Below are 19,349 nucleotides of genomic sequence, written 5' to 3' on the forward strand. Positions count from 1 at the left end.
CGTGCCCCGCCGACCGGCGGACGTCAGGACGAGGCCGCAGATCAGACCGTGGAGGAACACCCATGCACCGCCTCATCGCCGATGCCCCCGACGCCCGTCCACGCGGACGTTCACGTTCCCTGGCGCTGGCCGTACCGCTGCTCGCCGGCAGTCTGGTGCTGACCGCGTGCGGCAGCCGTGACGACGGCAGCGGAGGCGACGACGCGTCCCAGGGCACCACCACCGTCACCATCGGCTTCGACGCGCCGCTCTCCAAGGACCTGGCCGCCGTCGGACTCGGCATGCGCAACTCGGCCCAACTCGCCGTCACCAAGGCCAACAAGGACAAGCTCGTCCCCGGCGTCACCTTCAAGCTCGCCGCGAAGGACGACCAGGCGACCCCGAACATCGGCCAGCAGAACGCGGCAGCGTTCGTCGCCGACACCACGGTCGTCGGAGTCGTCGGCGCCTACAACTCCTCGGTGTCCGCCGCCATGCAGTCCACCCTGCACGACGCGGGCATGGTGCAGGTCTCCGGCGCCAACACCGCGGCGACCCTCACCCAGGGAGCCCGCTACAAGACCGACCCCGAGCGGGAGTACGACAACTACTTCCGCACCATCAGCACCGACGCCGTCGCCGCGCCCGTCATGGCCGCGTACTTCTACAAGGACCTCAAGGTCAAGAAGATCGCCACGGTCGACGACAAGAAGACCTACGGCACCGGCATCGTCCAGAACTTCACCGAGGCGTACCGGAAGCTCGGCGGCGAGGTCGCCGTCCACCAGTCCGTCAACCCCGACGAGTCCGACTACGCGGCCGTCGTCAACAGCGTCAAGTCCTCCGGCGCGCAAGGGGTGTTCTACGGCGGCGAGTACCCGCAGGCCGGCCCGCTGAAGAAGCAGCTCGTGTCCGCCGGATTCGACGGCCCGATGGGCGGCGGCGACGCGGTCAAGGACGACGCCCTGATCCCGCTGGCCGGCGGGAAGGCCGCCGACGGCGTCTGCGCCCACTCCGACGGCGCCCCCGTCGACTCCCTCGACTCCGCCAGGACGTTCGTCGCCGACTACAAGGCGGCCGGCTACTCCGAGGGCTACGGCGTCTTCGGCGCGTACGTCTACGACGCGACCACCGCGCTCATGAAGGCGGTCGGCACGGCCGTCGAGGCGAACGACGGAAAGGTCGGCGACATCACCCGGCTGCGTCCGAAGGTCGTCGACGCCATGCAGAAGACCGCCTTCGACGGAGTCACCGGCAAGATCGGCTTCGACGAGTACGGCGACAGCGTCAACCAGGTCATCAGCGTCAACTGCGTACAGGACGGGGCCTGGAAGAACGGCGTCAAGATCGTGACGGTCAAGTGAGCGCGACCGACGTCCTGCAACTCCTCGCCGACGGACTCGTCCTCGGCACCATGTACGGCCTGATAGCCGTCGGGTACACGATGGTCTACGGCATCCTCCAGATCATCAACTTCGCCCACGGCGAGATCTACATGCTCGGCGGGTTCGGCGCCCTGTTCGTCTACGCCTGGGTCCCCGGGCTGCGGGCGATCCCCCTGTGGGCCGCGCTGCCCGTGATGCTCATCGCCGCCGTCCTGGTGTCCGTCACCGCGGCGGTGGCGGCCGAGCGGTTCACCTACCGACCGCTGCGCGGAGCCCCGCGCCTCGCACCGCTGATCTCCGCGATCGGTTTGTCGCTCTTCCTGCAACAGGTCGTGTTCAACTTCTTCCCGCTGCCCGGCGGTTCGCTCGGTGTCACCGCGCCCGTGCCCTTCCCCCAGTTGGAGGGCGGGCCGGTGCGCCTGGGCGGCGTCACGCTCTCCTACGGGGCGCTGCTCACCCTCGTCGTCGCGGGACTGGCGATGAGCGTGCTGTCCTGGTTCGTGGCCCGCACCCGCACCGGGCGCGCCATGCAGGCCACCGCGCAGGACCCGAGGACGGCCCGGCTGATGGGCATCGACACGGACCGGGTCATCGTCGTGGCCTTCGCCATCGGCGCGCTCCTGGCCGGCGTCGCCTGCCTCACCCAGGGCCTCCGGCTCGGCACCATCTCGTACAACATGGGCTTCATCGCGGGCCTGAAGGGCTTCACCGCCGCCGTGCTCGGCGGGATCGGCAACATCAAGGGCGCCATGCTCGGCGGCGTCGTGCTCGGCGTGGCCGAGGCCCTCGCCTCCGGGCTCCTGCCCCATCTGCCCGCCCTGCACATGTTCGGCGGCTCCGTCTGGAAGGACGTGTGGGCCTTCGTGATCCTCATCGTGGTCCTGCTGATCAGACCTCAGGGACTGCTCGGCGAACGCATCGCGGACAGGGCGTGACCTCCATGAACCTCCCCCTCGGCACCTCCGCCGCCCGGATCCTCACCGCCGCGGGCGCGGCGCTCGCCCTCGTCGCGCCGTTCCTCGCCTGGACGTGGACCGCGCTCTACCCGGCAACCTCACCGTCTACGGGTACCCGGGCGGAAGCCAGCTCCTCACGCTGGTCACCGCCCTGCTCGCCGCCGTGTTCGCGGCCACCGCCCTCGGCGTCCCCGGATCACGCCGCCTCGCACCGGCGGGCGCGGTCCGTGCCCTGCGCGCCGCTTCGCTCGCCGCGCTGACCGCCACCTGGATCACCGTCGGCGCGATCGCCGTCGACCTGGGCGGCGCGGTCAACGTCGAGCCGGGCGGCTGGCTCGCGGCGGTGGCCGTGCTGCTCCTCGCGGCCGGCGCGCACGCCCTGCCCGACGACACGGTCACCGATCCGCCCGCGGCGGGGCGCCCGCCCCGCGCGGCCGAGATCGCCCTGATCACCGTCGTGTTCCTCGCCGCGATGTACGTCCTGGCGTTCGGCATCACCACCGAGTCGGCGCAGGACTTCCTCGCCTTCCTGCCCGCCGCGGGATTCGGGGTGCGCGCGCTCGCCGCCGCCGGGCTCACCGCCCGGTTCAGTGCGATCACCGCCCGGAACCGGATCGCGGTCGCCGTCGCGTCGCTCGCCGCCGCGCTCGCCTTCCCGTTCACCCAGACCGGGGAGCGGTACACGGCGATCGCCGACAACATCCTCGTGTTCGCCGCCGTCGCGCTCGGCCTGAACATCGTCGTCGGCCTGGTCGGACTCCTCGACCTCGGCTACGTGGCGTTCCTGGGCACCGGCGCCTACACGGCGGCCCTCGTCTCCGGATCGACGTTCTCCACCTTCGACATCGAGCCCTGGCCGTTCTGGGCCACCGCCCTGCTCGGCATGGCCGTCAGCCTGGTGGCCGGACTCGTGATCGGCGCGCCGACCCTGCGACTGCACGGCGACTACCTCGCCATCGTCACCCTGGGCTTCGGCGAGATCTTCCGCATCACCGTCAACAACCTCGACGGCACCTCGGGCCCCCAGCTCACGGGCGGCCCCAACGGCATCAACTCCGTCCCCGACCTCTCCGTGTTCGGCTTCGACTTCGGAACGCCGCACACCCTCCTCGGCGTCACCTTCGGCCGGTTCGCCCACTACTACCTGCTGCTGCTCGGCGTGATCGCCGTCATCGTCTTCGTGTACGCACGCGCCGGGAACTCCCGGATCGGGCGGGCCTGGATCGCGCTGCGCGAGGACGAGAAGGCCGCGACCGCCATGGGCATCGAGGGCTTCCGGTTCAAACTGCTCGCCTTCGGCCTCGGCGCGTCCCTCGCCGGACTCGCGGGCACCGTCATGGCGCACCTCCAGACCAACGCCGTGCCCGAGAACTACAAGTTCGCCGACACGGCACCGCCCAACTCCGCGTTCCTGCTCGCCGCCGTCGTCCTCGGCGGCATGGGAACCGTGTCCGGACCGCTGGTCGGGGCGGCGCTGCTGTACCTGATCCCCGCCAAGTTCGAGTTCTTCCACCAGTACCAGATGATGCTGTTCGGCCTCGCGCTGATTCTCATGATGCGGTTCAGGCCCGAGGGACTCGTGCCCGACCGCAGGCATCAACTGGAGTTCCACGACGAGCAGGTCGCGAGCGCCGAGGCGCGCCGGGCCGCCGCGGAGGCCACCGTATGAGCACGACCCCATCACCCCTGCTCCAGGCCGACGGCGTCACCATGCGTTTCGGCGGCCTCACCGCCGTCGACGGGGTCGACCTCACCGTCGGCGAGGGCGAGATCGTCGGCCTGATCGGCCCCAACGGCGCGGGCAAGACGACCTTCTTCAACTGCCTGACCGGCCTGTACGTCCCCACGGACGGCTCCGTACGGTTCGCGGGCGCGGCGCTGCCGCCGCGCCCGGCCCGGGTCACCCGGGCCGGGGTCGCCCGCACCTTCCAGAACATCCGCCTGTTCGCCAACATGTCGGCCCGCGAGAACGTGATCGTCGGCCGTCACACCCGCACCGGCGCCGGCCTGTTCTCCGCCCTCGCGCACGGCCCGCGCCACCGGCGCGAGGAGCGCGAATCCCAGGAGCGGGCACGGGAGTTGCTGGACTTCGTCGGACTCGGCGGGCAGGCGGGGCTGCTCGCCCGCAATCTGTCCTACGGCGCCCAGCGCCGCCTGGAGATCGCCCGCGCCCTGGCGAGCGAACCCCGTCTGCTCCTGCTCGACGAGCCGACGGCGGGGATGAACCCCCAGGAGACCGCGGAGACCGAGGAACTGGTGCGCTCGGTGCGTGCCAGGGGCGTCGCGGTCCTCGTCATCGAGCACGACATGCGCTTCATCATGAACCTCTGCGACCGGGTCGCGGTCCTGGTGCAGGGCGCGAAGCTGATCGAGGGCGCGCCCGCCGAGGTGCAGGCGGACGAGCGGGTCGTCGAGGCCTACCTCGGCGCCCCGGACGACGAGGACGACCACCCCGCGGCCGCACCGATCCATCTGGAGAAGCAGGAGAAGACCGTATGACCGCGCTCCTCGAGGTCCAGGACCTCCGGGTCGCCTACGGGAAGGTCGAGGCCGTCAAGGGCATCTCCTTCCGCGTCGAGGAAGGCCAGGCCGTCACTCTCATCGGCACCAACGGAGCGGGCAAGACCACCACCCTGCACACCCTCAGCGGGCTCCTCGCGCCGTCGGCGGGCCGGGTCAGGTTCGGCGGCAAGGACCTGGCGGGCGTTCCCGCGCACAAGGTCGTCGCGCTCGGCCTCGCCCACTCGCCGGAGGGCCGGCACATCTTCCCGCGCCTGAGCGTCGAGGAGAACCTGCTGCTCGGGGCGTTCCTGCGCAAGGACGCCGACGGCATCGCCGACGACACCGAGCGCGCCTACGTCCTGTTCCCGCGCCTTCGTGAGCGGCGCACCCAGGCCGCGGGCACGCTGTCGGGCGGCGAGCAGCAGATGCTCGCCATGGGACGTGCCCTGATGTGCCGCCCCCGGCTGTTGATGCTGGACGAGCCGTCGATGGGGCTCTCGCCGCTGATGATGAAGAAGATCATGGCGACGGTCGCCGAGCTGAAGGCGGGCGGGACCACCATCCTCCTCGTCGAGCAGAACGCGCGCGCCGCGCTGGCCCTCGCCGACCAGGCCTACGTCATGGAGACCGGCCGCATCGTGCTCTCCGGCAGCGGCAGCAGGCTCCTCGCGGACGACAGCGTGCGCAAGGCATACCTGGGGGAGGCGTGAGCGGCACCAAGGAGTGAGGTGACACCGAGAAGTGAGCGGCGCCGAGGCGTGAGCGGCACCGAGCAGTGGGCGCGGTCCGCGCCGATCGGCGCACAGCGTGGGCGCGTATCCTCCCGCCATGCATCTGGCGGACCCGGGCGGCTCGGCCGCCGTTCCTGCTGTCTCCCCGCGCGCCGTCGCGGACAAACTGGGCGGCGTGGCCGCCTACTTGGCCGAGGACCAGGACATCGGTGACATCACCGGCATCGTCATCGCGGAGCCGGGGGACGACCTCGGTGACGCGCGGGGCGCGCTCGTCCTGGCCGTCGGCGCGCGCGGCACCGACGCCACCGCCCTGGTCGAGGCGGCGGCGAAGGCGGGCGCGAGCGCCGTCGCGGTCCGGCTCGACGGCGGCGCGGAGCATGTCCCCGAGCCGCTGCCGGCCGCCGCGCACGCGACCCGCACCGCCCTGTTCGCCCTTCCCGCGGACGTCCGCTGGGACCATGTGCAGTCGGTGGTCCGCGGACTCCTGGCCGGTGCCCGCGCGAGCGGCCCGTACGCCAGGGGCGGCGGCGATCTGTACTCACTGGCGCAGACCGTTGCCACGCTCACCCACGGCCTCGTCACCATCGAGGACGGCGCGCACCAGGTCATGGCCTACGCCGGCGCGTCCGAGGAGGCCGACGACCTGCGCCGGCGCTCGATCCTCGGCCGGGCCTGCCCCGAGGAGTATCTGACCCTGCTCCGGCAGTGGGGCGTCCACCGCCGGGTCCGCGCCGGGGACGAGGTCGTCGAGGTCGCGGCCCGGCCCGAACAGGGCTTCCGGCGGCGCCTGGTGATCGGGATCAGGGCGGGCACGCGTCCGCTCGGCTCGATCTGGGTGCAGGAGGGCGCGCGCCCGCTGGCCGAGCACGCCGAACGGGCGCTGCGCGGCGCGGCGCGGATCGCCGCCTCGCAACTCGTCGACCACTACTACGAGGGCGACGCGGCCGCCCGCAGGCTGTCGCGCTCCGATCTCGCCCACGGACTGCTCACCGGCCGCTTCGACGCCGCCGCGCTCGCCCTCCACCTCGGGATACCGCCGTCCACGGCGGCGTCCGTGGTCGCCGTCGACCTGCGCGAGGACCCCGCCGTCGGCGAGACGGCCTGGCAGGAGGCCCGGCGCGCAGAGGCCGCCGAGATCATCGCCGTGCACGCGGCCGCGTACCGGCGGCACACCCTCGTCGCCCAGGCCTGCGGGCAGATCTACGCCATGCTTCCCGAGCCGGGCGCGCACCACGACGGCGGCGAGCAGGACGAGGCGGGCCTGGTGCGCTGGTCGACCGATCTCGTGGAGCGGCTGCGCCGGCACACCGGATCCCCGGTACAGGCCGTCGTCGCGGGGACCGCGGCCCGGCTCGACGACATCCCCGCCGTCAAGCTCCGCGGTCACCACGCGCTCCAGATCATGGCCCGCACCCCCGAGCGCGCCGTGCACACGCACCGCGGCCTCACGGCCTCGCTGATGGTGCGCGACCTCCTGGAACTGCTCGCCGGACACGAGGAGATCCGGCACCCCGCCCTTACCGAGCTGGCCGAGCGGGACGCGGCGCACGGCACCCGGCTCGCCGAGTCGCTGCTCCACTACCTCGACGCCTTCGGCGACGTGCCCCGCGTGGCGAAGACCCTGAACGTCCACCCCAACACGCTGCGCTACCGGGTCCGCAAGGCCGCCGCGCTCACCGGCCTCGACCTGGACGACGCCGAGCACCGGCTCGCCGCGATGCTCCAGCTGCGCCTCTACCGCGACCGACCGGGGGAACTTTCCCATTGAGACACGAGTCTCAATGGGACTCATGTCTCATTGGGACACGTAAGAGTTACCCTGGAGGCACGGGGGGTCGGACAGAGCGACGAAGGAGTCGAACCATGAAGGCACTTCAGTACCGGACCGTCGGAGCAGCACCCGAGGTCGTCACCGTCCCCGACCCGGAGCCCGGACCGGGCCAGGTCCTGCTGAAGGTCACCGCAGCCGGCGTCTGCCACTCCGACATCGCGGTGATGAGCTGGCCCGCCGAGGGCTTCCCGTACGAGCTCCCGCTCACCCTCGGTCACGAGGGCGTCGGCACGGTCGCCGCGCTGGGCGCGGGTGTGACCGGCCTGAAGGAGGGCGACCCGGTCGCCGTCTACGGCCCGTGGGGCTGCGGCACCTGTGCCAACTGCGCGCAGGGCAAGGAGAACTACTGCCTGCGCGCCGCCGAACTCGGCATCAACCCGCCCGGACTCGGCTCGCCCGGCTCCATGGCCGAGTACATGATCGTCGACGACCCGCGCCACCTCGTGCCGATCGACGGCCTCGACCCCGTTGCCACCGTGCCGCTCACCGACGCCGGCCTCACCCCGTACCACGCGATCAAGCGCTCGCTGCCCAAGCTGGTCCCCGGCTCCACCGCCGTCGTCATCGGCACCGGCGGCCTCGGCCACGTGGCCATCCAGCTGCTGCGCGCCATGACGGCCGCCCGCGTGATCGCCCTCGACGTGTCCGAGGACAAGCTCGCCCTGGCCCGCACCGTCGGCGCCCACGAGGCGATCCTGTCCGACGCCGAGGCCGCCGCGAAGGTCCGCGAGCTCACCGGCGGGCGCGGCGCCGAGGCGGTCTTCGACTTCGTCGGCGTCCAGCCCACGGTCGAGACCGCGGGCGCGGTCGCCGCGGTCGAGGGTGACGTCACGATCGTCGGCATCGGCGGCGGCTCGCTGCCCGTCGGCTTCGGGAAGACCGCCTTCGAGGTCAACGTCACCGCTCCCTACTGGGGCAGCCGCGGCGAGCTCATCGAGGTCCTCGATCTCGCCCGCGCCGGCGCCGTCTCCGTGCACACCGAGACGTACTCCCTGGACGACGCGCCCAAGGCGTACGAGCGGCTGCACGACGGCAAGATCAACGGGCGCGCGGTGATCCTGCCCAACGGCTGATTCCCAGGGGTGATTTTCGGCCACAGGATTGGTCCAGCGCTCAACTGACGGCGCGGAGTGGCCTGTTCCGTGCGACGGGCGGTGCATAGCCTGAGGCTGACCGCCCGTCCGCCCCATCCAGGGAGTTCCATGTCCACCGCGCAGGCCCCCGACATCCTTTCGCCGGAGTTCGCTGCGAACCCGTACCCCGCCTACCGTGCGATGCGGGAGTCCGCGCCCCTCATCTGGCACGAGCCGACCCAGAGCTGGATCATCTCGCGCTACGCCGACGTGGAACGCGTCTTCAAGGACAAGGAGGCGCAGTTCACCACCGACAACTACAACTGGCAGATCGAGCCGGTGCACGGCAAGACGATCCTCCAGCTCAGCGGCAGGGAGCACGCCGTGCGCCGCGCTCTCGTGGCGCCCGCCTTCCGCGGCAGCGACCTCCAGGCGAAGTTCCTGCCCGTGATCGAGTCCAACTCCCGTGAGCTGATAGACCAGTTCCGCGCCACCGGCAGCGCCGACCTCGTCGGCGACTACGCCACCCGCTTTCCGGTCAATGTCATCGCCGACATGCTCGGCCTCGACAAGGCGGACCACGCGCGCTTCCACGGCTGGTACACCGCCGTCATCGCGTTCCTCGGCAACCTGTCCGGTGACCCGGAGGTCGCCGCGGCGGGCGAGCGGACCCGCGTCGAGTTCGCCGAGTACATGATCCCGATCATCCAGGCCCGCCGCGAGAACCTCGGCGACGACCTGCTCTCCACGCTGTGCGCCGCCGAGGTCGACGGCGTGCGGATGAGCGACGAGGACATCAAGGCCTTCTGCAGCCTGCTCCTCGCGGCCGGCGGCGAGACCACCGACAAGGCCATCGCCAGCATCTTCGCCAACCTCCTGACGCACCCCGAGCAGTTGGCGGCCGTCCGCGAGGACCGCTCGCTGATCCCGCGGGCCTTCGCCGAGACGCTGCGCTTCACCCCGCCCGTCCACATGATCATGCGCCAGTCGGCGGTCGACGTGGAGGTCAGCGGCGGCACCATCCCCGCCGGAGCGACCGTCACCTGCCTCATCGGCGCCGCCAACCGCGACGAGCAGCGCTACAAGGACCCCGACCGCTTCGACCTCTTCCGCGACGACCTCACCGCCACGACGGCGTTCTCCGCCGCCGCCGACCACCTCGCCTTCGCCCTCGGCCGGCACTTCTGCGTGGGCGCGCTGCTCGCCAAGGCCGAGGTCGAGACGGGAGTGAACCAGCTGCTCGACGCGATGCCCGACCTGCGGCTCGCCGACGGCTTCGACCCGGTCGAGCAGGGCGTGTTCACCCGCGGACCGCAGTCCCTGCCGGTGCGGTTCACGCCCGCCGCCTCCTGAGGCACCGCACGGTGCGGGTGTACGATTTCCGCATGCATCGTTCTTCGTGTCTGAGCTGGTGGCGCCTCACTTAGAGGCGGCCGCACTCACACACGTACAAGGGCCGTCCACGGACGGCCCTTTCGTCTTCCCGCTCTGCCCCGTGGAAGCCATGCCGTCCCGAGGACGCCCATGACCCTCGGGAGAGACCATGACCAGCACCGACACCCTCGGCACCTCCGCCGCGCAGGCCCGCGGCGCCGAACTGGAGCAGCTGATCCGCAAGGACCCCGGACAGTTCCGGGTGCTCACCGGCGACCGCCCCACCGGGCGGCTCCATCTCGGCCACTACTTCGGCACCCTGCACAACCGCGTCAGACTCCAGGACCTCGGCGTCGAGACGTTCGTCCTCATCCCCGACTACCAGGTGCTCACCGACCGCGACGTCGCTGAGCACCTCCAGGAGTACGTGGCCGAACTCGTCCTCGACCACCTGGCCATCGGGATCGACCCGGACCGGTCCACGATCTTCACGCACAGCGCCGTCCCCGCGCTCAACCAGCTCCTGCTGCCGTTCCTCAGCCTCGTCTCCGTCGCCGAGCTGAACCGCAACCCCACCGTGAAGGACGAGATCGCCCACTCCCGCCAGTCGGCCGTCAGCGGACTGATGCTCACCTATCCGGTCCACCAGGCCGCCGACATCCTCTCCGTCAAGGCCAACCTGGTCCCCGTCGGCCAGGACCAGCTGCCGCACCTGGAGATCACCCGCACCGTCGCCCGCCGCTTCAACGACCGCTACGGGCGCGGCACCGAGGTCTTCCCGCAGCCCGAGGCGCTGCTCTCCGACGCCCCGCTGCTGCTCGGCACCGACGGCACCAAGATGAGCAAGAGCCGCGGCAACTCCATCGCCCTGTCCGCCACCGCCGACGAGACCGCGCGCCTCATCCGCGGCGCCAGGACCGACGCCGAACGCCGCATCACCTACGACCCGGCCGGCCGCCCCGAGGTCTCCTCGCTCGTCCTGCTCGCCGCGCTCTGCGAGGGCACCGATCCGCACACGGTCGCCGGTGAGATCGGTGACGGCGGCGCCGCCGTCCTCAAGAAGCGCGTCACCGAGGCCGTCAACACGCACCTCGCCCCGATCCGGGCCCGCCGCACCGCCTACGAGCGGGACCGCCAGGTCGTCAGGGATGTCCTGCGGGCCGGCAACGCGCGGGTGAACGCCCTCGCCGACGCCACGCTCCAGGACGTCCGCGCCGCCATGAACGCCGACTACTGAAGAGCCTGCCGGGCACCGTGCCGGGTGCCCGGCAGCTCACTGCACGACGGGTGTGAAACTCACCGGCAGCGACATCAGGCCGCGCATCCAGATGGACGGCCGCCACGTCAACTCCTGCGGATCGACGGCCAGGACGAGGTCGGGCAGCCGGTCGAGCAGCGTCTCCACCGCCGTACGCGCGATGACGTCGGCCAGCAGGGGAGCGGGGTACGGGCAGCGGTGCTCGCCGTTGCTGAACGACAGATGCGCCGCGTTCTCCGCGCCGACGTGCGAGTCCGGCCAGATCTGCGGGTCGGTGTTCGCCGCCGCGAGCCCGAGGACCAGGCAGTCACCGGCGCGGATCTGGCGCCCGCCGAGCTGCGTGTCGCGCACCGCCCAGCGGCCGATGAAGTTCTGCGTCGGCGTGTCCAGCCACAGCACCTCGTTGAGGGCCTCGCCCACGCTCAGGCGCCCGCCGGAGACGTTCAGCGCGAACCGCTCGTCGGTCAGGAGCAGTCGCAGCGTGTTGCAGATCCAGTTCGCCGTCGGCTGCTGCGCCGCCGCGATCACCGAGATCAGGTCCTGCACGATCTCCTCGTCGCTCAGACCCGCCGGATCGAGGATCATCCGCGACGTCACGTCCGCGCCGGGCCGCTCCCGCTTCTCCTTGACCAGCCGCTGGATGCGCTCCCCGACCCGTACGTACGCGGCGACCGGGTCGTCGCCCTCGGCAGCGTCCAGCGAGATCCGCAGATCGTCCACCAGGTCCTGCGTGTCGGAGCCGCGCTGCGGCATCCCGCACATCTGGACCGCGGCCCGCATCGCCAGCGCGTGGGCGTACGAGGACATCAGCTCGGCCCGGCCGCTGCCCGCGAAGTCGGAGATGAGCCCGTCGGCGATCTGCGCGCAGTCGCGGGCCAGCTCGAACTGGTCGACCTGCTCCAGGGCGTGCGTGATCACCCCGGCCCGGCGCTGGTGCTCCGCCCCCTCGGTGAACAGCACGGAGGGCTGGTACCCGACGAACGGCAGCAGCGGCCAGTCCTCGGGGATGTGCTCCCACTGGTTCCAGCGCCGCGAGTCCCGCGCGAACAGCTCGTCGTGGCTCGTCACATAGGTCAGCTCGGAGTAGCCGAGCACCAGCCACGCGGGCACGCCCCCGTCGAGCAGCACCGGTGCCACCGGACCGTGCTCGGAGCGCAGCGCCCGGTACAGCTGGGACGGCGTCTGCTGGTACTCCAGACCGCTCAGCGGGACCGCGCCCGCGTGCGCCGGGCAGGAAGGGGTCTGTTCCGTCACGGTGTCGTCTCCAGGGCCATGGCCTGTGCGTAGAGGTGGTCCACGAGGGTGATCAACACGTCCTTGCCCGACGACCTGACGCGCGCGTCGCAGTCGACCATCGGCACATGGGCGGGCAGCGCGAGGGCCTGGCGGATCTCGTCGAGGGAGTACCGCACCGGCTCGTCGTCGAACCGGTTGACCGCGACGACGAACGGTGTGCCGTGGTGCTCCAGACGGTCGACCGCGTACCAGGAGTCGTCCATGCGCCGGGTGTCGACGAGGACGACCGCCCCGAGCGTCCCGGAGAACAGCCGGTCCCACAGGAACCAGAACCGCTCCTGCCCCGGAGCCCCGAACAGGTACAGCACCATGTGGTCGTTGAGGCTGATGCGGCCGAAGTCGAAGGCGACGGTGGTCGTCGTCTTCGCCGCGACCCCGGCGGTGGAGTCGACGCCGGCGCCGGCCTGCGTCATCACCTCTTCGGTGTTCAGTGGCCGGATCTCGCTCACCGACCGGACCAGCGTGGTCTTGCCGACGCCGAATCCGCCGACCACGACGATCTTCAGGCCGGTGTCCGCGGCGGCGCCGAGCGGCGTGCGGCTCGCGGGCAGCTCAGAGGTTGCGGAGCCCATGGAGCACCTCCTTGAGAAGGGCGGAATCGGGGAGCCCGGCGACGGCTGGGGCCGAGCGCGGATGGCGGGCGGTGACCTTGCCGGTCGCCAGCAGGTCGCCGAGCAGGATGCGGACGACGGTGATCGGCAGCTTCAGCTCCGCGGCGATCTCCACGACCGCCGTCGGACGTCGGCACAGCTCCAGGATCCGTACGTGCTCGGACTGCATCGCCGCGACCGGCTCGCACTCGGCGACCACCAGGGTCACCAGGTCGAACGAGGTGTCGTCGGCGCGGCTGCGGCCCCCGGTGACCGTGTAGAGCCGGTCCGGGGCGCCGGTGTCGACCGGCCGGCGCGTCACGAGGCGCCGCTCCCGGGGGCCGTCTCGCGCGGCGCGGCCCGCAGATGCTCCCCGATCTGCTCGACCAGCTCCGTCATCTGGTGGCCCACGACACCCGGGTCGGCCTCCTCGGCGGCGACGACCGCCAGATGAGCGCCTTCGCCCGCGTCCACGATGAACAGCAGGCCGCCGTGGAACTCGGTCATCGAGTGCCGTACGCCACCGGTCCCGTCGCCGAACTCCACCGACGCGCCCTGGGCGAGGGCCTGGATGCCGGAGCAGATCGCCGCGAGCTGGTCGGCCTGGTCGAGCGTCAGGTGCTCGCTCCAGCACAGCTTGAGGCCGTCCCTGGACAGGACCAGGGCGTGCCGGGTCCCGGGGGTGCGCTCCAGCAGGCTCTCCAGGAGCCAGGTCAGGCTGGTGTCAGTCGTCTGCATGGCGGGGTCGGGCGGGAACGGGGTCCGGCGGGGCCGGGTCGCCGCCCGTGCCTCCAATCTCACGGTGTAGTGCGGGGGTTGAGGATCGTCGGGCGGCGCGGGCTACTCGGCCGGTCCGTCCTGCTCGGCCGGGTCGCCGTCCTTGGCCTTGCGGCCGCGATGGAAGGCGCCGAAGCGGGCGCCCGCGTCACGGGCCGGCTTCGCCTCGGGTTCGGGGAGGGCGCCGGGCGGCCGCGCTCCTGCTCCGCGGCGGCCATGGTGCGCCCCGGCGGGCGGACCGGGAGCCCGTTCGGCGTGGCGGCGGCGGGCTGCGCCGGACGCGGCACGGACGGCTCGTCGGCCAGGGCGCGCTCGTGCGTCTCGGTGGGCACGGAGCGCGGGGCGACGACGGGCGACTGCACCGGTTCGCGCTGCTGGGCGAGGAGCTGGGGCGGCAGCAGGACGACGACGCCGGTCCCGCCGCGGGAGGAGGGCCGGAAGTTCACGTCGATGCGGTACTTGGCGGCGAGCCGGCCCACGACGGCCAGCCCGAGCCGGGTGCCCTGCAAGGAGGCGAGGTCGGTGACCTGTCCTGACACGGCCTCCTCGGCGCGCCGCATCGCCGCGTCGGCCATCTTCAGGCCGCTGTCCTCGACGGTCACGACGAGCCCGGCCGAGCGTTCCTCCACGTAGACGTGCACCTCGTCGATGGGCGGCGAGAAGTTCGCCGCGTTGTCCATCAGCTCGGCCAGCAGATGCATCACGCCTTCGGCCGCGAACCCGGCGATCGCCGCGTTCGTCGCGCAGTGCAGCCGCACCCGCTGGTAGGCGGCGATCCGGCCGACGGCTCCGCGCAGCACGCTCTCCATCTCGATCGGCCGGTTCCAGGCGCGGCTGGAGCGGCCGCCCATCAGGAGCGCCAACCGGTCGGTCATCAGGCCCAGTTGAGAGGTGGAGTGGTCCAGGCGCAGCAGGTCGCCGAAGACCTCCTCGCCGTGCCGCTCCTGCATGCCGCGCAGATCGGCCAGCATGCTGACGGACTTCGCCTGGACCCGGCTGAGCGCCTTCGCCGAAGCGGCCTGCGCGGCGGCGCCCCGCCGCTCGCTCAGCGCGAGTTCGCGCAGCAGCGTCTCGGCGGGCAGCCGCAGCAGAGGGTTGTCCGGCCACTCCAGCTCGGCGAGGACCGTGTCCGCGGACAGGCCCTCGCGCAGCCGCGCCACCGCCAGCGGGAACGTGGTCGCCGTCAGCCGGTCCAGATCGGCGGCCGCGCGCTCCAGTTCGCCCCGTGCCGCGTCCCGTTCGGCCGCCGCGCTCGCGGCCTGTCGCAGGGATTCCTCGGTGAGCGCGGTGAACTCGTCGAGGACGCGGCGCAGTTGAGGATCGGACGGCGGTGCGGCCGGGAGGGCCGTGCTGCCCTGCGGGTCCCGCAACCGGCTGACGACAGCCGGCAGCGTGCGGTTCGCCAGTTCGGACGACTCCGCGCTCTGCTGCGCCAACCGGCCGCGCAGCAGGGCGAGTTCCTCGCGAGAGCGCCGGGCGTCACCGTGGGCGCGCCCCAGGAGCAGGTACGAGGTCACGACGGAGGCGGCCAGGCACCCCCAGGCGACCAGGGCCGTCCACACCGCCCAGGACCGGGCGGCCTCGGGGCGAGGGCCGCGGCGCCGCCCGCGACGGCGGCCGCCACCACGAGCACGGCGAGCGCCACGCCGAGGCCGGTGCGTCCCGCTCCGGCGGTCGCGTGCGGGCGGGGAGGAGCAGGCACTGACATTCCGCGGGTCCCTCGGTCCTTGAGTGCGGGGTCGATGAGCCGGCCGGTCACGCCGACTGCGGATCCGGGCAGCGGGCGCCGAACAGGACGCTGATCTTCCGGACCGTACGGGAGTTCATGCTAGCCATGCCGCGCGACGGGACGGCCGGACAAGCCGGGCAGACCGCCCCACCGGCGACTTCGTCGTGAACTCGCCGCTCCCGTAAGCACTCGTGATATCGAACGGTTGAACGCAGAAGGCCGAGGTCCGCACGGCGGAAGCGCACGTACGAGCCCGGTCGGCACGCCGATCCCGGCCTCCCGGGCTCCGCTCGACTCGTCACTGAGCGACATGTTTCGGCCAACGTTGGCCGACCGGCGGCGCACGCCGTGAGCCGATGTTCCCCGTGCGGGAACACCGACGCGCACCTGCTTCAGAACTCGCATGCATGCGACCGCCGATCCCGGGCACCAGCAGAGAGAGACAGCTCAAGCAGCCCACCCCCCCGGGCGCTCGAGCCTGTGGCCCCGTCGCTTCCTCTCCCCCCCCTGTGGAGCGACGGGGCCTTGTCGTTGCCCCCCCCCGGATCCGGGACGGTGGCTCAGACCCCCAGCACCAGGACCCTGATCGCGAGCACGGCCGCTCCGCGCGCCCAGGCGTGGAAGTCGCTGGGCAGGGTGTCGAGCACGACGGGCTCGTCGTCCGGGTGGCGGCGCGCGCGGACCGCCGCGTGCACCGTGTCCCCTGCCACGTCCATCAGGCCCACCCCCTCACCGGCCAGCAGGATCTTCTGCGGCAGCGCCAGGTCGGCGATCTGGGCCACCATGAGGCCGAGGGCGCGCGCCGCCTCGCCGACCACCCGGGACGCCGCCGGGTCGCCCTCCGCCGCCGCGGTGAGGACCTGCGCGTACGTCATGGGCCGCCCGGTCGCCGCCCGCACCTGGTAGAGGATGCTGGGGATGGTCAACAGGGCGGCGGCGCTGCCGCGTTCACCCTCGGGGGTCAGCGGACCGCCCGGGTCCACGATCCAGCGCCGGCCGATGCCGCCCCCGGTCTCCCGCGTCCGCACCGGACGGCCGCCGGTGACGAGCGTGTAGCCGATGCCCGCGCCGATCGTCAGGAGCGCGAACCGGTCGAGGCCGCGGCCCGCGCCGGACCACGCCTCGGCTTCCGCCAGCGCCGTCACGTCGTTGTCCACGACCACCGGCAGCCCCGTCCGCTCGCCCACGAGAGCGGCCAGAGGCACCCCGGTCCAGCCCAGGAACGTGTTGTCGACGACGACACCGCCCTCGCGCACCGGTCCCGCCACCCCGACCCCGACCCCCGCGAGCCGCGCGAACTCCCGCCCGAACTCCGCTACCAGCTGAGTCAGTTGCTCCACGACGCGCTCGGGGGCGGGGGAGTCCAACGGCACCTCCCGTCGCGCCACGACCTCGCTGCGCAGCGTCGTCACGACCCCGTACACCGTGTCACCCGTGACCTTGAACCCGGCGAAGTGCCGTGACTCCGCGACCACGTCGAGCGGCAGCGACGGCCTGCCCTGCCGGGACCCGGCCGCCGCGGTCTCCTCGACGAGCACCCCCGCGGCGATCAACGGCTTGGTCAGCCGGGTGAGACTCCCCGCCGACAACCCGATCCGCCGGGCCAACTCGCTGCGGGACAGCGGGCCATGACGGAGCACCTCGATCACCACGGCCCGCTCACCGGGGGTCAGGGCCGGCCAACTCGCCGCGTCACGTGCGCTCATGTCGACGAGGATTGTTCCGCGACGAAAGCAACGTCAAGAGGGGAACGGGTAGTTCACGGCCGCGAGCCCTCTCGTGCGGCCCTCTTGACGGAGACTTCCTTCCGGGCCAAAAGTAAATCCGGTCGGAACCAATCGGAACCAATCTGAAGGGATCCGCCCGTGACGTTCTCCCTCGGCATCGTCGGCGCAGGACAGTTCGCCGGCCAGTTCGCGAAGCTCTTCCGGGCCCACCCCGGCGTCGGCGTCGTCTACGCGACCGACCTGATCCCCGACCGGGCCCGCGACCTGGTCGCCGCAGAACGGCTGACCGCGACCTTCGACTCGTACGACGCCATGCTGAGCTCCCCGGACGTCGACGCCGTGGCGATCTTCACCCAGCGCTGGACCCACGGCCCGCTCGTCGTGCGGGCCCTGCGCGCGGGCAAGCACGTCTATTCCGCCGTCCCGATGGCGATCACCGAGGAGGAGATCGCGGCGATCATCGACGCCGTACGGGAGACCGGACTGACGTACATGATGGGCGAGACCAGTCAGTACAACCCGGCGACCGTGCACGCCCGCGACCAGATCGCCGCCGGCGCCTTCGGGCGCCTCTTCTACGCCGAGGGCGACTACGTCCACGACATGGACCTCGGCTTCTACGATGCCTACCGCTACAGCGGTGGCGCCGACTGGAAGGCCACCGCCAGCTACCCGCCGCTGCTCTACCCCACGCACTCGGTGGGCGGTGTGCTCGGCGCCTGGGACACCCACGCGGTCAGCGTCTCCGCGATCGGGGTGCCCGACGAGCGCGGCGACGGCGTCTTCGACAAGGACGTCAGCCGGTTCGGCAACGACCTGTCGAACGCCACGGCGCTCTTCGAGGTCGCGGGCGGCGGCTCGTTCCGCACGAACGAGTTCCGCCGCGTCGGCTACCCGTCCCACATCCGCGAATCCAGGTTCCGCTTCTTCGGTACCGACGCCAGCATGGAACAGCTCGCCACGGTCAGCTTCTGGCAGGACAAGAAGGGGGTCACGGACATCAGCGAACTCCTGCGGCCCAGGCCCACCCTGGCGCCCGACGACCCCTCCCTGGAGAACATCGCGCCCGCGCTGCGCGCCGCCTTCACCTCGGGCTCCGCCCCCGTCCACGACCGGGCCCGGCTGCCCCGCGTCTTCGACCACCTGCCGAACGGGCACGAGGGCAGCCACCACTTCCTCGTCGACGACTTCGTCACCGCCGTCACCACGGGTACCCCCGCGCCGGTCGACGCCTGGGTCGCCGCCCGCTACACGCTGCCCGGCATCGTCGCCCACCGCTCGGCCCTGCGCGACGGCGAGCGGCTCCCGATCCCCGACTTCGGGAGCGCGCCGACCGGCTAACCCTGCGGGAAGTGCTGCCGCGCCGCGTCACCCCGCGGCGCGGCGGCCTGCGCGAGCAGACCGTCCGCCTGCTCCCTGGGCAGCTTCTGCTCGGTGCCGCAGAAGGTGCACTGCGTACGGAACTTCGTGGAGACCGGGAACAGCGGCACGAAGAACAGCGTGAACTTCGTGACGTACTTGCGCAGCGTGTGCGCGGCCGGATTGCCGCAGCCGCCGCACACGAGTGTGAGTATCGCGAGCTGATACACGTAACCCCGCGTACCGAAGATGATCATCGATGGTCCCTCCCGGTCGAGGGCCATCGCCGAGCGTACGTGGCCCGTGGCCATCGTAGACAGCGGCCGTGCCGCCCTCACAGGCCGTATCTGCGGGTGGTGTGCTCCTCCTGCGCGAGCCGGCGCAGCGCCAGCAGGACCGGTTCGAACAGGACGGCCGACGCCACCGCGGCCTCGGCCTTCTCCGCGTCCTCCTGGAAAGTGCTACGTCGTCCAGTACTGGGAGTCCAAGGAGAAGCTCCTCGCGTACGCCGCCCGCCCCGACGCGCCGCACCGGCCCTGGTGGGCCCGGATGAACCGGTACGCCCGCGAGAGCCGCGGCCATGTCGGCCTCTGGCACGAGACGTACATCGTGTCCGCGGGGTCGTACGAGACCATCTACGAGGACATGCCGCCGCACGGCCTGGGCAGGGCCCACGCGGTGCGCCCGTTGCAACGCGGTGTGCAAGCGCAGGACCGCCTGGAGGTCTGATCCGGTCACGTTCCGGAACGGTCCGGCTACCGGGCGTCGCGAGACGGTCG

The 19,349-nt window shown here is 71.9% G+C and carries 16 protein-coding genes and 2 pseudogenes; 11 read left to right on the plus strand and 7 right to left on the minus strand.

Annotated features, from left to right (window positions below; all coding sequences use genetic code 11):
- Window positions 1–62 precede the first annotated feature (62 nt).
- The 9 genes and pseudogenes from V2W30_RS38000 (at window position 63) to trpS (ending at window position 11,071) form a co-directional block, all read left to right on the plus strand.
- On the plus strand, window positions 63–1,343 hold the full coding sequence (locus tag V2W30_RS38000; protein WP_338703150.1) for a branched-chain amino acid ABC transporter substrate-binding protein: 1,281 nt from the start codon (window positions 63–65) through the stop codon (window positions 1,341–1,343).
- 50 nt (window positions 1,344–1,393) lie between these two features.
- Window positions 1,394–2,299 (plus strand): branched-chain amino acid ABC transporter permease, encoded by a 906-nt coding sequence (locus V2W30_RS38005; protein ID WP_425244725.1) that lies wholly within the window; start codon window positions 1,394–1,396, stop codon window positions 2,297–2,299.
- Window positions 2,300–2,304: 5 nt separating this feature from the next.
- Window positions 2,305–3,989 (plus strand): annotated as a pseudogene (locus V2W30_RS38010) (branched-chain amino acid ABC transporter permease).
- A complete protein-coding gene (locus tag V2W30_RS38015; RefSeq protein WP_338703152.1) occupies window positions 3,986–4,819 on the plus strand; it encodes an ABC transporter ATP-binding protein in 834 nt (277 codons plus the stop codon). The pseudogene V2W30_RS38010 and the gene V2W30_RS38015 overlap by 4 nt, the downstream one beginning before the upstream one ends.
- Window positions 4,816–5,532: an ABC transporter ATP-binding protein gene (locus V2W30_RS38020; RefSeq protein WP_338703153.1), complete on the plus strand. Its 717-nt coding sequence runs from the start codon at window positions 4,816–4,818 to the stop codon at window positions 5,530–5,532. Before V2W30_RS38015 ends, V2W30_RS38020 begins: the two co-directional genes overlap by 4 nt.
- A gap of 118 nt (window positions 5,533–5,650) precedes the next feature.
- Window positions 5,651–7,324: a helix-turn-helix domain-containing protein gene (locus tag V2W30_RS38025; protein WP_338703154.1), complete on the plus strand. Its 1,674-nt coding sequence runs from the start codon at window positions 5,651–5,653 to the stop codon at window positions 7,322–7,324.
- Between the two features lie 95 nt (window positions 7,325–7,419).
- On the plus strand, window positions 7,420–8,460 hold the full coding sequence (locus tag V2W30_RS38030; RefSeq protein ID WP_338703155.1) for an NAD(P)-dependent alcohol dehydrogenase: 1,041 nt from the start codon (window positions 7,420–7,422) through the stop codon (window positions 8,458–8,460).
- Between the two features lie 129 nt (window positions 8,461–8,589).
- Window positions 8,590–9,813 (plus strand): cytochrome P450, encoded by a 1,224-nt coding sequence (locus V2W30_RS38035; protein WP_338703156.1) that lies wholly within the window; start codon window positions 8,590–8,592, stop codon window positions 9,811–9,813.
- Between the two features lie 190 nt (window positions 9,814–10,003).
- Window positions 10,004–11,071: a tryptophan--tRNA ligase gene (gene trpS, locus V2W30_RS38040; RefSeq protein WP_338703157.1), complete on the plus strand. Its 1,068-nt coding sequence runs from the start codon at window positions 10,004–10,006 to the stop codon at window positions 11,069–11,071.
- A 36-nt stretch (window positions 11,072–11,107) separates the two neighbouring features.
- Here trpS and V2W30_RS38045 read toward each other — a convergent pair whose 3' ends face one another.
- The 6 genes from V2W30_RS38045 to V2W30_RS38070 form a co-directional block, all read right to left on the minus strand.
- Window positions 11,108–12,346 (minus strand): cytochrome P450, encoded by a 1,239-nt coding sequence (locus V2W30_RS38045; protein ID WP_338703158.1) that lies wholly within the window; start codon window positions 12,344–12,346, stop codon window positions 11,108–11,110.
- Window positions 12,343–12,960 (minus strand): ATP/GTP-binding protein, encoded by a 618-nt coding sequence (locus tag V2W30_RS38050; protein ID WP_338703159.1) that lies wholly within the window; start codon window positions 12,958–12,960, stop codon window positions 12,343–12,345. The genes V2W30_RS38045 and V2W30_RS38050 overlap by 4 nt, the downstream gene beginning before the upstream one ends.
- Window positions 12,941–13,300: a DUF742 domain-containing protein gene (locus V2W30_RS38055; protein WP_338703160.1), complete on the minus strand. Its 360-nt coding sequence runs from the start codon at window positions 13,298–13,300 to the stop codon at window positions 12,941–12,943. The genes V2W30_RS38050 and V2W30_RS38055 overlap by 20 nt, the downstream gene beginning before the upstream one ends.
- The gene (locus tag V2W30_RS38060; protein WP_338703161.1) at window positions 13,297–13,716 is read right to left on the minus strand and encodes a roadblock/LC7 domain-containing protein; all 420 of its coding nucleotides are present in this window, start codon (window positions 13,714–13,716) and stop codon (window positions 13,297–13,299) included. The genes V2W30_RS38055 and V2W30_RS38060 overlap by 4 nt, the downstream gene beginning before the upstream one ends.
- A 59-nt stretch (window positions 13,717–13,775) precedes the next feature.
- Window positions 13,776–15,317 (minus strand): sensor histidine kinase, encoded by a 1,542-nt coding sequence (locus tag V2W30_RS38065; protein WP_338703162.1) that lies wholly within the window; start codon window positions 15,315–15,317, stop codon window positions 13,776–13,778.
- A 727-nt stretch (window positions 15,318–16,044) separates the two neighbouring features.
- Entirely contained in the window at window positions 16,045–17,190 is a 1,146-nt protein-coding gene (locus V2W30_RS38070; protein WP_338703163.1) for an ROK family transcriptional regulator, read from the minus strand.
- 159 nt (window positions 17,191–17,349) lie between these two features.
- Between V2W30_RS38070 and V2W30_RS38075 the strand changes: the two genes are divergently transcribed.
- Complete coding sequence (locus tag V2W30_RS38075; protein WP_338703164.1) at window positions 17,350–18,552, plus strand: Gfo/Idh/MocA family oxidoreductase; 1,203 nt, start codon at window positions 17,350–17,352, stop codon at window positions 18,550–18,552.
- Here V2W30_RS38075 and V2W30_RS38080 read toward each other — a convergent pair.
- Window positions 18,549–18,827 carry a zinc-ribbon domain-containing protein gene (locus V2W30_RS38080; RefSeq protein WP_338703915.1) on the minus strand — a complete coding sequence of 93 codons (279 nt, stop codon included), beginning with the start codon at window positions 18,825–18,827 and terminating at the stop codon, window positions 18,549–18,551. The two genes, V2W30_RS38075 and V2W30_RS38080, sit on opposite strands and share 4 nt — an antisense overlap.
- A gap of 211 nt (window positions 18,828–19,038) precedes the next feature.
- Between V2W30_RS38080 and V2W30_RS38090 the strand changes: the two are divergent.
- A pseudogene (locus V2W30_RS38090) lies at window positions 19,039–19,299 on the plus strand (monooxygenase family protein); the annotation flags it as partial.
- Window positions 19,300–19,349 lie beyond the last annotated feature (50 nt).

It is taken from the genome of Streptomyces sp. Q6 (assembly GCF_036967205.1).
Lineage (GTDB): Bacteria > Actinomycetota > Actinomycetes > Streptomycetales > Streptomycetaceae > Streptomyces > Streptomyces citrinus.

Excerpts from the sequence above, each read along its gene's own strand:
- V2W30_RS38070 (WP_338703163.1), bottom strand. The coding sequence starts at position 17,190 with ATGAGCGCACGTGACGCGGCGAGTTGGCCGGCCCTGACCCCCGGTGAG.
- trpS (WP_338703157.1), top strand. The coding sequence starts at position 10,004 with ATGACCAGCACCGACACCCTCGGCACCTCCGCCGCGCAGGCCCGCGGC.
- V2W30_RS38080 (WP_338703915.1), bottom strand. The coding sequence starts at position 18,827 with ATGATCATCTTCGGTACGCGGGGTTACGTGTATCAGCTCGCGATACTC.
- V2W30_RS38005 (WP_425244725.1), top strand. The coding sequence starts at position 1,394 with ATGTACGGCCTGATAGCCGTCGGGTACACGATGGTCTACGGCATCCTC.
- V2W30_RS38030 (WP_338703155.1), top strand. The coding sequence starts at position 7,420 with ATGAAGGCACTTCAGTACCGGACCGTCGGAGCAGCACCCGAGGTCGTC.
- V2W30_RS38020 (WP_338703153.1), top strand. The coding sequence starts at position 4,816 with ATGACCGCGCTCCTCGAGGTCCAGGACCTCCGGGTCGCCTACGGGAAG.
- V2W30_RS38025 (WP_338703154.1), top strand. The coding sequence starts at position 5,651 with ATGCATCTGGCGGACCCGGGCGGCTCGGCCGCCGTTCCTGCTGTCTCC.
- V2W30_RS38000 (WP_338703150.1), top strand. The coding sequence starts at position 63 with ATGCACCGCCTCATCGCCGATGCCCCCGACGCCCGTCCACGCGGACGT.
- V2W30_RS38050 (WP_338703159.1), bottom strand. The coding sequence starts at position 12,960 with ATGGGCTCCGCAACCTCTGAGCTGCCCGCGAGCCGCACGCCGCTCGGC.
- V2W30_RS38060 (WP_338703161.1), bottom strand. The coding sequence starts at position 13,716 with ATGCAGACGACTGACACCAGCCTGACCTGGCTCCTGGAGAGCCTGCTG.
- V2W30_RS38015 (WP_338703152.1), top strand. The coding sequence starts at position 3,986 with ATGAGCACGACCCCATCACCCCTGCTCCAGGCCGACGGCGTCACCATG.
- V2W30_RS38035 (WP_338703156.1), top strand. The coding sequence starts at position 8,590 with ATGTCCACCGCGCAGGCCCCCGACATCCTTTCGCCGGAGTTCGCTGCG.